This is a genomic window from Peribacillus sp. YIM B13482 (assembly GCF_042787975.1).
In the GTDB taxonomy this organism is placed as follows: domain Bacteria; phylum Bacillota; class Bacilli; order Bacillales; family DSM-1321; genus Peribacillus; species Peribacillus simplex_A.
Genome location: NZ_JBHZPF010000021.1, coordinates 62,710 through 72,816, shown reverse-complemented (window position 1 = coordinate 72,816; position 10,107 = coordinate 62,710). Strand labels below are relative to the sequence as shown.

The 10,107-nt window shown below is 41.0% G+C and carries 10 protein-coding genes, 15 tRNA genes and 1 pseudogene; 20 read left to right on the top strand and 6 right to left on the bottom strand.

Going from position 1 to position 10,107, the window contains the following annotated elements; translation table 11 throughout:
• From ACFX4L_RS12415 to ACFX4L_RS12345, 15 genes are all read left to right on the top strand, one after another.
• Nucleotides 1–75 (top strand) — tRNA-Asn (locus tag ACFX4L_RS12415).
• Between the two features lie 5 nt (nt 76–80).
• A tRNA-Ser gene (locus tag ACFX4L_RS12410) sits at nt 81–172 on the top strand.
• Between the two features lie 10 nt (nt 173–182).
• Nucleotides 183–257, top strand: a tRNA-Glu gene (locus tag ACFX4L_RS12405).
• A gap of 15 nt (nt 258–272) precedes the next feature.
• Nucleotides 273–348 (top strand) — tRNA-Val (locus ACFX4L_RS12400).
• Between the two features lie 117 nt (nt 349–465).
• A tRNA-Met gene (locus tag ACFX4L_RS12395) sits at nt 466–539 on the top strand.
• Between the two features lie 5 nt (nt 540–544).
• A tRNA-Asp gene (locus ACFX4L_RS12390) sits at nt 545–620 on the top strand.
• 12 nt (nt 621–632) lie between these two features.
• Nucleotides 633–708 (top strand) — tRNA-Phe (locus ACFX4L_RS12385).
• 7 nt (nt 709–715) lie between these two features.
• Nucleotides 716–791 (top strand) — tRNA-Thr (locus ACFX4L_RS12380).
• 16 nt (nt 792–807) lie between these two features.
• Nucleotides 808–891: transfer RNA gene (locus tag ACFX4L_RS12375), tRNA-Tyr, on the top strand.
• Nucleotides 892–897: 6 nt separating this feature from the next.
• Nucleotides 898–971: transfer RNA gene (locus tag ACFX4L_RS12370), tRNA-Trp, on the top strand.
• Nucleotides 972–988: 17 nt separating this feature from the next.
• Nucleotides 989–1,064: transfer RNA gene (locus ACFX4L_RS12365), tRNA-His, on the top strand.
• Between the two features lie 38 nt (nt 1,065–1,102).
• A tRNA-Gln gene (locus tag ACFX4L_RS12360) sits at nt 1,103–1,177 on the top strand.
• Between the two features lie 3 nt (nt 1,178–1,180).
• A tRNA-Gly gene (locus tag ACFX4L_RS12355) sits at nt 1,181–1,255 on the top strand.
• Nucleotides 1,256–1,263: 8 nt separating this feature from the next.
• Nucleotides 1,264–1,337, top strand: a tRNA-Cys gene (locus ACFX4L_RS12350).
• 8 nt (nt 1,338–1,345) lie between these two features.
• Nucleotides 1,346–1,426: transfer RNA gene (locus ACFX4L_RS12345), tRNA-Leu, on the top strand.
• A gap of 499 nt (nt 1,427–1,925) precedes the next feature.
• Here the strand turns inward: ACFX4L_RS12345 and ACFX4L_RS12340 are convergent.
• On the bottom strand, nt 1,926–2,216 hold the full coding sequence (locus ACFX4L_RS12340; RefSeq protein ID WP_061461756.1) for a hypothetical protein: 291 nt from the start codon (nt 2,214–2,216) through the stop codon (nt 1,926–1,928).
• A 412-nt stretch (nt 2,217–2,628) separates the two neighbouring features.
• A complete protein-coding gene (locus ACFX4L_RS12335; RefSeq protein WP_284471714.1) occupies nt 2,629–2,835 on the bottom strand; it encodes a hypothetical protein in 207 nt (68 codons plus the stop codon).
• A gap of 272 nt (nt 2,836–3,107) precedes the next feature.
• Between ACFX4L_RS12335 and ACFX4L_RS12330 the strand changes: the two are divergent.
• Nucleotides 3,108–3,614 (top strand): annotated as a pseudogene (locus ACFX4L_RS12330) (glutaminase); the annotation flags it as partial.
• A gap of 70 nt (nt 3,615–3,684) precedes the next feature.
• Here ACFX4L_RS12330 and ACFX4L_RS12325 read toward each other — a convergent pair.
• Nucleotides 3,685–3,879, bottom strand: a complete 195-nt coding sequence (locus ACFX4L_RS12325; protein ID WP_377384332.1) for a hypothetical protein — start codon at nt 3,877–3,879, stop codon at nt 3,685–3,687.
• Entirely contained in the window at nt 3,870–4,382 is a 513-nt protein-coding gene (locus ACFX4L_RS12320; protein ID WP_284472125.1) for a tyrosine-type recombinase/integrase, read from the bottom strand. The genes ACFX4L_RS12325 and ACFX4L_RS12320 overlap by 10 nt, the downstream gene beginning before the upstream one ends.
• Nucleotides 4,383–4,831: 449 nt before the next feature.
• Here ACFX4L_RS12320 and ACFX4L_RS12315 point away from each other — a divergent pair, with 449 nt between their 5' ends.
• The 4 genes from ACFX4L_RS12315 (at nt 4,832) to ACFX4L_RS12300 (ending at nt 7,851) form a co-directional block, all read left to right on the top strand.
• A complete protein-coding gene (locus ACFX4L_RS12315) occupies nt 4,832–5,092 on the top strand; it encodes a hypothetical protein (protein WP_089363497.1) in 261 nt (86 codons plus the stop codon).
• A gap of 436 nt (nt 5,093–5,528) precedes the next feature.
• Nucleotides 5,529–6,236 (top strand): sigma-70 family RNA polymerase sigma factor, encoded by a 708-nt coding sequence (locus ACFX4L_RS12310; protein WP_377384330.1) that lies wholly within the window; start codon nt 5,529–5,531, stop codon nt 6,234–6,236.
• A 30-nt stretch (nt 6,237–6,266) separates the two neighbouring features.
• A complete protein-coding gene (clpP, locus tag ACFX4L_RS12305; RefSeq protein ID WP_061461763.1) occupies nt 6,267–6,851 on the top strand; it encodes an ATP-dependent Clp endopeptidase proteolytic subunit ClpP in 585 nt (194 codons plus the stop codon).
• 412 nt (nt 6,852–7,263) lie between these two features.
• Nucleotides 7,264–7,851 (top strand): DUF6241 domain-containing protein, encoded by a 588-nt coding sequence (locus ACFX4L_RS12300; protein WP_377384328.1) that lies wholly within the window; start codon nt 7,264–7,266, stop codon nt 7,849–7,851.
• Between the two features lie 185 nt (nt 7,852–8,036).
• Here the strand turns inward: ACFX4L_RS12300 and ACFX4L_RS12295 are convergent, their stop codons facing one another.
• A complete protein-coding gene (locus tag ACFX4L_RS12295; RefSeq protein ID WP_377384326.1) occupies nt 8,037–8,930 on the bottom strand; it encodes a TauD/TfdA dioxygenase family protein in 894 nt (297 codons plus the stop codon).
• Between the two features lie 30 nt (nt 8,931–8,960).
• The gene (locus ACFX4L_RS12290; RefSeq protein WP_377384324.1) at nt 8,961–9,950 is read right to left on the bottom strand and encodes an aliphatic sulfonate ABC transporter substrate-binding protein; all 990 of its coding nucleotides are present in this window, start codon (nt 9,948–9,950) and stop codon (nt 8,961–8,963) included.
• Nucleotides 9,951–10,107 lie beyond the last annotated feature (157 nt).

The following is a 10,107-nucleotide window of genomic DNA, read 5'->3' as shown; positions in this document are numbered from 1 at the left end:
TCCGCAGTAGCTCAGTGGTAGAGCATTCGGCTGTTAACCGAACGGTCGTAGGTTCGAGTCCTACCTGCGGAGCCATTATTGGAGAGCTGTCCGAGTGGCCGAAGGAGCACGATTGGAAATCGTGTAGACGGGTAACCCTGTCTCAAGGGTTCAAATCCCTTGCTCTCCGCCATTTTACAACTGGCCCGTTGGTCAAGCGGTTAAGACACCGCCCTTTCACGGCGGTAACACGGGTTCGAATCCCGTACGGGTCACCATTTAGACAACATATTGGAGGATTAGCTCAGCTGGGAGAGCATCTGCCTTACAAGCAGAGGGTCGGCGGTTCGATCCCGTCATCCTCCACCATTTTCAATAAAATCAGTTTCAATAAAATCAGGTTGTTTCTACATAATGGATTGATTATTCATCCCATTGAAACACTCAACACGAAAACCTGATGCATAATAGCAACATTATTAACGTCGCGGGGTGGAGCAGTCCGGTAGCTCGTCGGGCTCATAACCCGAAGGTCGCAGGTTCAAATCCTGTCCCCGCAATCTATGGTCCCGTGGTGTAGCGGTTAACATGCCTGCCTGTCACGCAGGAGATCGCGGGTTCGATTCCCGTCGGGACCGCCATTTTTATTGCTTGGCTCAGTAGCTCAGTCGGTAGAGCAAAGGACTGAAAATCCTTGTGTCGGCGGTTCGATTCCGTCCTGAGCCACCATAGTAGTGCCGGTGTAGCTCAACTGGTAGAGCAACTGACTTGTAATCAGTAGGTTGGGGGTTCAAGTCCTCTTGCCGGCACCATGTTTCATCCATATGCGGAGGGGTAGCGAAGTGGCTAAACGCGGCGGACTGTAAATCCGCTCCTTAGGGTTCGGCAGTTCGAATCTGCCCCCCTCCACCATCTTACAGGGGTATAGTTTAAAGGTAGAACAGAGGTCTCCAAAACCTCCAGTGTGGGTTCGAGTCCTACTACCCCTGCCAATTTAAATCTTATAATGGCGGTTGTGGCGAAGTGGTTAACGCACCTGATTGTGGTTCAGGCATTCGTGGGTTCGATTCCCATCAGTCGCCCCATTTTTTAACAAATCATGGTATAATGAATACAACGTTAATGGGCTATAGCCAAGCGGTAAGGCAACGGATTTTGATTCCGTCATGCGAAGGTTCGATCCCTTCTAGCCCAGCCATATGCGAAAGTAGTTCAGTGGTAGAATACAACCTTGCCAAGGTTGGGGTCGCGGGTTCGAATCCCGTCTTTCGCTCCAAAAACGTTGGCGGCATAGCCAAGCGGTAAGGCAGAGGTCTGCAAAACCTTTACCACCGGTTCGATTCCGGTTGCCGCCTCCAACATACATGCCGGTGTGGCGGAATTGGCAGACGCGCACGACTCAAAATCGTGTTCCTCTGGAGTGCCGGTTCGACCCCGGCCACCGGTATCACCAATAGCGAATAAACGCTATTACATCAAGCTTCACACTTAATTGTGTGAAGCTTTTTTGTGTTTTCACCCACTACAAAAAATGTACAAATAATGTGCGAGGGTAGTATGCAATGAGTATAAGGGGAAAATTTATTATCAAGCAGGGATAGAAGTAACTGGTGCGAAAGATAATTCCGTGCTGATTCGTCAGACAAAAACTTATTTTAAAAAGTGCTGCCCATCATTGACAAGTTATTCATCAATCAAGATGAAGGAGAATTAAAACAAAGGATCATACAAAACCAATAAAACATTACGGTCTATTATCTGAGATTAAGGGCGTTAGGATTTCATTTCATACGCTTAGGCATCACACGTCAGAGTATTCATTCATAATTTATTTTAACAGCGATAGTTTAGGGAGCGTTTTCTGTGTTACGGTAAAAATAAAAACGAATGGGTCAAAGAGCGCTAACTCTACCATTCGTTCCGAAAGTAATGATTGGCCAATGATTTCAGATTTCAATATTCATAACATTTAGTTCTGCTTCCGTATAGCCAGCAGAGGATAGTGCAATTTCAATTTCTTCAGCAGCCTTATAATCAAATAATTTAAATTTAGACATTAAAGCGAAAGCATTTTGATTTTCAATTGCCAGGGCAACAGCTTCCACGTCTTGTAGTAACTTCAGGTCTTCAATGTAGAATTGAGCGGTTCGCATCGCTAAATACTCATTCTGTGTAGTTGAACTGTAGAAAAGTCTTGTTAAAGTGGCGATTGCGTTAGGAACGAAAATTTTATTCATAATTACCCCTCCATCATTCTCAATATTCTGTCATTAAGATACTTCAAGTATGAGTCACCATAAAAGTATTGTCAATCTTTAGCTGTTAAGCATTTTTGCTCACCAGATGAAAATAGATCTGTATAAAACAGGCGACTTTTCCAAAGGCAAAAATCATTGCACCGAACCGTAGTAAGCGAAAGAATGAATGTTGCTGAGTTTACGAAACGAACCAACTTACATGTGACATGTTGATTTAAGCTAGATTGCTAGGTCTGGTAGAGCATTCAGTAAATAGCTGATTTTAAAAAAAGCCAGTGTCACAAGCGGCACGATTAAGCCGAATGTTTTAGAGTTTTTTTAGAAAATTCTTTCATTGATGAGATCCTTTCTGTGTTTGAAATTTTCAAAGGGCTTATGAAACAACAGATCCTTATTGACTGTGAAGAAGGCGTGCTTCCACATTACGCAGCTCTCCGTATGAAACACTATCAGCCACAATTACTTGCAATGTTCTCGTAGCTGTCATTCGTTTGTCTGGATGCTTCATTTGTAGATGCTGTTGTATCGCTCGGAAAAGTTCATTATTTTCTGGACGGTTGGCGTTATAGATTTCTTGTAAACTCTTCGATTTTCCCATGGCTTTTCCTACTTTCCATCAAGTGTGAAATACATATGAAAGCTTATGCGATAATATTCGTATGGTCTATATTTCCGTCTGAGCATGTCTAATTCCTTCTTTTTTCAATTAAATCTTCTTTAAAGAACAGTGAAGTTGCTCCTGATTTTTTTACATGGCGTTAGCTTAGCTGTCTTACTGATTGACGGTTGCCCGTATATGTTGTTATTTATCTTTATCTTTAATACGACCAAAGTAATTCAGAATCATGTTCTGCGTAGGAGTGTGTTATTGTGATGTTATACTATCCTGACGGAAAAGGATATTGTGCGGGGGATGTAAGTGGGAAAATGACCCTGCAGAGCATATCGAAAGTTTTGACACTTGCTCTTGTATTAATGGAAAAAGGGGAGGAATATGTGTTTTCCTATGCAGGCAAAGAACCTACTGGTGACCATTTTAATTCGATTACCAAGTTAGAGACAAACAAGCCATCCAAGCCGTTAAACCCGATGATCAATGCAGGAGCATTGACTGTGACCCACATGATTGCAGGTGACAGTGTGAATGAACGATTCAGGCTTATTTTAGATTTTATCCGAGAATTGATGCAAAATCCCACTATTGAGAATGTGGAGGACTTAATCGAATTGTACTCGAAGCAGTGTGCCAATGAAATGGACAGTCAGGATTTGGCGAGGATAGGCTGTGTGCTGGCCATGAATGGGAAAGATTTGTTGACGGGAAAGCAAATCATCCCCGGGGACATTGCCCGAATTTGCAAGACATTCATGGTTACCTGAGAAACAAATCACTCACTTTCACGGCAAAAAAAGGACCTCTGCACATATGGCAAGGGTCTTAAGGTGATCATAACAAGTTGGATAGGAGAGATACTTTTTTATATAATGCATGTACCTCTTTATTCCGATGTTCCCCGATGTCATTTCTTAGGTGGCCTTCCATATCGGTCATTAAATCAGCTAATTTCAATGCCTTTTGCCTATCGGAAATATTGCTTCGAATGATATATTCATATTTTGAATTGTATTCAGTCAGTGACATTTCTTCCGTCCTCCCATAATATCATTAAAGCTGTCCTCTGTTCCTTCATCAGCAATCCCAATGTACTTAAGTGTAATTTTAGGATGTGAATGATTAAGGATCATTTGTAACTCAGCAAGGTCCTTACTTCGTTTATAGTGCCAGTACCCATACGTTTTCCTCATGGTATGGGTACCAACGCCCTCGATGTCCACCATGTCCGCTGCTTTATTAAGCTGTCTGTAGGCTTGTATCTTGCTAATTGGCTTATCGCCCTTGCGTGAGGGGAATAGCCATTCACCATCGATGGTGGCTATATAGGCTGCCAATTCATTACATACATTATTAAGTTGTATTATTCTTGGCTTTTTTGTTTTGCCTTCCTTGATGATGACCTCCATCTTACCTTTAATGTCCTTTATCTTCAGCGATAATAAATCAGACACACGCAAGCCTGTATTGATGCCTAACAAGAACAATATGTAGTCTCTCTCGCTGCAATGTCTCTTCAGTGACCATTTCATATCATTTAATTTTTCCAATGACCTGATAGGTTGAACGTCAATTAAATGTTCTTTTGGCAAATGAGATCACCCTTATTTCGCGCTAATGGAATCAGTGTTTTGAATGTATACTTTTTATTAATTTAAGAGTAACACTTGAAAAGGATGGAAGTCAATGTGAGGTGTATACTGATATTTTTTGGACTGTCCACTTTTAAGGGTTCGAAGTATTTTAGTTGTTTATTCGTATTAAGGTTGAATAATGGCATTAAAAACTTCTGGAACTTGATATAATGAGTCTATAGGAATATTTTTCTAAACTGATGTTTTGATGGATATTTAATAGATGAATTAATTCATTCATTCATTCTGAATTTATTATGCTTTAACAGCAGGATTGGGAAACCACCATGAAGAGAGGTTTAGTTATATTGAAAAAGTTACTGCCTTTAATGTCAAGGTTGTTTACTATGGCAATTATGGTTGCGGTTTTTTACTGTATGTTCATGTTCGCAGACTTGGAGAATGAAAAGACAGACAGCGGGAGTCATAACGAGCAATCAGTTAATTTTGAAGAGATGAGCGATCAAGAAGAAATGCCAGCAGGTTCTTTGGTGAACTATTGTAAAGATAGCGCTAATGAGAGTCGCGCCTCCAGTTGGTTTGGTATTGAAGAAAACGTTATGGAACCTAGCGAATATACGGTTGAATGCATTGAACACTTGGAATAGCATCAGAGTTCCTATGGATCACCCGTAAATTTGAAATTCAGGACAACAAGGATATCCGGGACGTCGGGGTTTAGCGCAAAGATAAGGACATATTGACTGAATATTATCGTGAGCGGGGGGACATCCAAAGATTTGGCTGGTTGGCTTAATGGAACGGAGCGGAATTAACGGGGAATTTGAAGTGTTTTGGAAAATAAGTCTTTGCTGAAATGATTGGTGACGAACGGGTACAAGCGGGGGAGGCCTATTTGTTGCATATAGAACATTGAAACTAACCTGTTTGGATCTTAATCAAACAGGTTTTTAGTATGAAAGGAAATCCAATGGAAAAAATGGAATAGAATATAATGAAGAATGAAGGAAAATTTTCCACCCCCATATCTTTTTCTCTTTCTGAAACGTTTATAGGGTAGAGGGTGTTGAAGGAGTGAGAAAAATGATAAATAAGTTAAGGGAAGATATTTCTGAAGAAAAGGATAACGATGCGATTTTGCGTGAAGTCTATCCTGAATTGCTTCGGTTTTGCCGATTCCTGACCCAAAATAATTGGGATGGGGATGATTTGGCACAGGAAACGGTATTGAAGGCAATGCAGGGCTATGGAAAGAAAACCGAGATAACAACGGCTTTATTGAAGACGATAGCCCGCCATTCCTGGATTGATACGATACGAAAAAGGAAAAAAGAATCATTAGACGAACTGTTGGATACCGAACAACAGGGATCAGTTGGGGAAAATGCCTTTGAAACGGTTGAATATATAATAAAGTCACTTACCCCGAAACAAGCCGTTGTGTTCCTGTTAAAGGAAGGATTCCTCTATCGGTCAAAAGAAATCTCAGATTATTTGAACACCACGGAAACGGCTGTAAAGGCAATCTTGAACCGTGTGAAAAAGCGTTTTGACGATGACGTTGAAGAGCGCAAGTTGTCTTGTGTGGAAGATTGGCAGGATGAGGAGGAACAGCGGCTCATGTCCCTGATGACACAGGCTTTAAAAGCCCAGAATCCTGATATCCTCATTAGAAGCATTCCATCTTTCAAATCCCTGAACAGTGAATCGATGATTCCTAAACTGATGAATCGTTCGATTCTTTCCAAATCAAGCTTCACTCCTTCAAACACACTCTCAATGGCCGCATAGCCAATATTATTGTTAGGAGGAAGAAGAGATATGACCACCATTCCATATGTAATTGAGCAATCAGGCAAGGGTGAGCGCTCGTATGATATTTATTCCAGACTTCTAAAAGACCGTATCATCATGATTGGGGAAGAAATCACCGATCATTTAGCCAATAGTGTGGTTGCCCAATTGTTATTCTTGGCAGCAGATGCACCTGAGAAGGAAATTACCATCTTCATAAACAGTCCAGGGGGATCGACCAGTGCCGGTTTCGCCATTTATGATACGATGCAATATATTAAGCCTGATATCCGGACTGTATGTACGGGGATGGCTGCATCATTCGGTGCCATGCTTTTATTGGCGGGTACGAAAGGGAAAAGGTGCGCTTTGCCAAATAGTGAAATCATGCTTCATCAACCGCTTGGTGGGGCGAGGGGGCAAGCCACGGAAATTGAAATTTCTGCCCGAAGGATTTTGAAACTAAAGGATCATATCAATCAAATCATCTCGGAAAGGACTGGGCAGCCTATCGAAAAGGTGGCGAAGGACACAGATCGTGATTACTTCTTAAGCGCAATAGAGGCGAAGGATTACGGTATAATCGATGAAATAATCGTTCAGGATAAGTAATCCTGATAAAAACGCCATCAGTAAACTCAAAAATAAGCTGGATGAAAACGAAAAGAAACTGTCGATATCTATATCGGCAGCTTCTTTTTTACCTTCGACATTACTCCATATATTTATTTACAAATCCCCATACCTCGTTCCAATACTTTTTGGATCCACTAATTTAGCTTCATCTCAATGGCCGCATAGCCAATATTATTGTTAGGAGGAAGAAGAGATATGACCACCATTCCATATGTGTGAAAAAATAGAAGGGTGCCAAGGGTGACTATTGAAATCTGAAACTACTGAAATTCTTTTTGAAAAGGGCTGAGAAAAGGATTTTGGATGTCTTCCTTTTCTGGATAGTCCATCCATTTAATATGTTAAAATAAATATTATCTAACATTATCAATATCTTGAGGAAGTTTCAATGAAGAAAACGCAAAAGGTTTTACTTATTAGTGGAATCTTTGTTGTGGCATTATTCGGGTTGGGGATTGCTTCCTTTAAAATCATGGAAAACTCCAATCATTACGAAAAAGCACAACTGGAGATCGAAGCCAGGGAAACCAAAGAACAAATTGAAAGAGAAAGAGAGGATGTTAAAATCACAGCCCAAAGGGAAGCGAAAGCTAAAGCGGCGGAACTTGAAGCGAAAACAGCGATATATGCTGGGATTGAATTTGAAACAGGACTTGATGAAGACTCAACCGAAACGGAAGTCATGGACGTCATGCATAAAATGACTCATCAAAAAGTTCGATCGCAAGATAAATGGGGAGCTATACCAATGTCCCCTAAGATTATAGAAGAGGTTTATAAAATAGTGGATTTAAGTGATTTTCAGTATAGAGATAGATTGCTCGGCATTGCTGCCAGGTGGGGGGACTTTAATTTTAGCACGATCGTTCAGGACCATAACTTCTTTTGGAAAGCCAAAGAAGGCACCGTTGGAAAAGCCCATGGCACATTAAGTGCGGCAGAAGAGATTGAATTCATTGAAGTGAATTTTAAGTGAGGCCATTTGCAGGGAAGTATTGAATATATCAGAGGGCGAGTTGATAAGACCTGTTCAATAAAGAAAACACTTAAACCTCCTGCAATAAGGCCAGTTCCTCAGGAGGTTTGAGTGTTTACCATTCAACTCAGTCATTCGCTTATGGGGAAGTCAAGCAATGGAATTTTTCACTCCATACAGGAGTTTTATTTCTTAATAACAAGTTTGCTTGACTCGTTCTCCTTGTTTACGGGTACGTCTTTACCTACTGTGACCCTGCGAACGACGCGGTGCTGATCCCCGTAATCGGCAATAGCGTAATGCTGCGTGGCTAGGTTATCCCAAATGACCACGTCCCCTTCACTCCATTGCCAACGCACGGTATTTTCTAAGCGAGTGACGTATGAATCGAAGATACTTAATAATCTTTCAGATTCACTTGTTGTATATCCTTCCACTCTTCCAGCAAAGCCACCTAATAACAAATGCCTTTTTCCGGTTTCTGCGTGCACATGAACGACTGGGTGCCTTGTTTTATAAATGGTCGATTCGAATATATCACGATATTTCTTTTTAACCTCATCATCAATGTTTTCGGCTGGTTTGAATTGTGCATAATCATATTCATTTGTATGGATCGCCCATAGTCCATCCGCTAATTTCTTCAATCCATCCGGCAGGTCCTCATATGCTTTATTGGTATTTGCCCAAACTGTATCCCCGCCAACATCAGGGATGGTTACACCTCTTAAAACAGAGTATTTAGGAACTTCTGGTACAAAAGTGACATCAGTATGCCAATGGTTTGCTTTAGCACCTCGTTCGGAATCAAGTTCGAAGATATAGTTAGTATTGTCTTTGACCGGTACTGTAGGATGTGCATAAGGTTCACCCAATAGTTTTGCAAATGCTTCTTGGGTGGCATCGTCCAAATGGTTTTGACCTTTGAAGAATACGACTTTATGATCGTTTAACGCTTGTTTGATTTCACTTAAAATAGCTAAATCCAAGGCTCCGCTTAATTGGACACCTTGAATTTCCGCTCCAATTCTTCCTGTTACGGGTACCACTTTTAATTGTTGTGTTTTAGTTTCCGTCATAATCAATCTCCTCCTGTAAGGTATGTTTTTTTATTTTTTAAAGGCTTCATCAATGTATTCATTGTGGATCTGGTTTTTAAAATTAAATGATTTCTTGATATAACCCACACCAGCTAAAGTATTGATTGATTCTTGTTGTGCTTTGATGGCATCTTCGGTAAAGAAGATATTTGGTTCTTCGGCCGTTATTATTGTCCTGACTGTGCTCACAGGCAATTTAGTTTCTTTGGAATAAATTTCAGATGCTTCATCTGGATTTTCAATTTGCCAATCGGCAGCTTTTTTATAAACCTTTAAATAGGCCTCTACAATTTCTGGATGTGCTTTTGCAAATCCGTTACGTGCAATGATTGCACCGGGAGCCAATATTTTTCCCTTTACATTAAGTGCGACTGCATTCCCTTTTTCAATATTATTAAGGTAATAAGGGTTCCATATCGCCCAGGCGTCCAATTGTTTGGTTTCAAAAGCGGATTGAGCATCATCCGGTTGTAAATTGATGAGTTTAATATCATCAGTCGTTAAACCATGTGCTTTCAATGCCTTGATTAAATAAACATGACCTGTTGTCCCGGAGGCAACACCGACCGTTTTTCCCTTTAAGTCTTCAATTTGCTTTATGTCACCTTCTGGCTGAGCCAGGATCCGGACAGATGACTCACCTCGACCTGTTTGTGCAATCACTTCAAATGGCAGATTCTTATCAATTCCGGCAATCAGTGCACCATCCCCTAAAAAAGATAGGTCGACCCGATTGGAAGCGAGGGATTCCAAAAGCGGGGGGCCACTCGGGAATTCACTCCACACGATTTGGGCATCCAGTTTAGAAAACTCTTCGTCGAATAATCCCTTTTCCTTTGCAATGACCAATGGCCCCATCTTGCCATTTAAGGCAATATGAACTTTAAGTGGATCGCTTTTCCCCGAAGCTTTGCCGGCATCGGAATTACAACCTGCCAATACAGCAATGCTAATGATGGCAAGTAATACTGCAGTTAACTTGTTACGATATTCCTTCATGAATTCCCTCCTTTTTTATTACACTTACCACATCTGGATAGTCAGATTAATAAAAAAAAGAGATTCAACGAAGAGTATGTCGGGGTACTCTTCATTGAATCTCCGGTAGTCCAGTTGATTCACATGACCTTTAATTGGTTTTTTGTGATGCGGATTT

What these genes read in the sequence shown, in the direction of transcription:
- ACFX4L_RS12315 (WP_089363497.1), top strand. Translation starts at nt 4,832, where the DNA reads ATGGCAATTATGGTTGCGGTTTTTTACTGTATGTTCATGTTCGCAGAC.
- ACFX4L_RS12340 (WP_061461756.1), bottom strand. Translation starts at nt 2,216, where the DNA reads ATGAATAAAATTTTCGTTCCTAACGCAATCGCCACTTTAACAAGACTT.
- ACFX4L_RS12310 (WP_377384330.1), top strand. Translation starts at nt 5,529, where the DNA reads ATGATAAATAAGTTAAGGGAAGATATTTCTGAAGAAAAGGATAACGAT.
- clpP (WP_061461763.1), top strand. Translation starts at nt 6,267, where the DNA reads ATGACCACCATTCCATATGTAATTGAGCAATCAGGCAAGGGTGAGCGC.
- ACFX4L_RS12290 (WP_377384324.1), bottom strand. Translation starts at nt 9,950, where the DNA reads ATGAAGGAATATCGTAACAAGTTAACTGCAGTATTACTTGCCATCATT.
- ACFX4L_RS12325 (WP_377384332.1), bottom strand. Translation starts at nt 3,879, where the DNA reads ATGTCACTGACTGAATACAATTCAAAATATGAATATATCATTCGAAGC.
- ACFX4L_RS12320 (WP_284472125.1), bottom strand. Translation starts at nt 4,382, where the DNA reads ATGAAATGGTCACTGAAGAGACATTGCAGCGAGAGAGACTACATATTG.
- ACFX4L_RS12335 (WP_284471714.1), bottom strand. Translation starts at nt 2,835, where the DNA reads ATGGGAAAATCGAAGAGTTTACAAGAAATCTATAACGCCAACCGTCCA.
- ACFX4L_RS12295 (WP_377384326.1), bottom strand. Translation starts at nt 8,930, where the DNA reads ATGACGGAAACTAAAACACAACAATTAAAAGTGGTACCCGTAACAGGA.
- ACFX4L_RS12300 (WP_377384328.1), top strand. Translation starts at nt 7,264, where the DNA reads ATGAAGAAAACGCAAAAGGTTTTACTTATTAGTGGAATCTTTGTTGTG.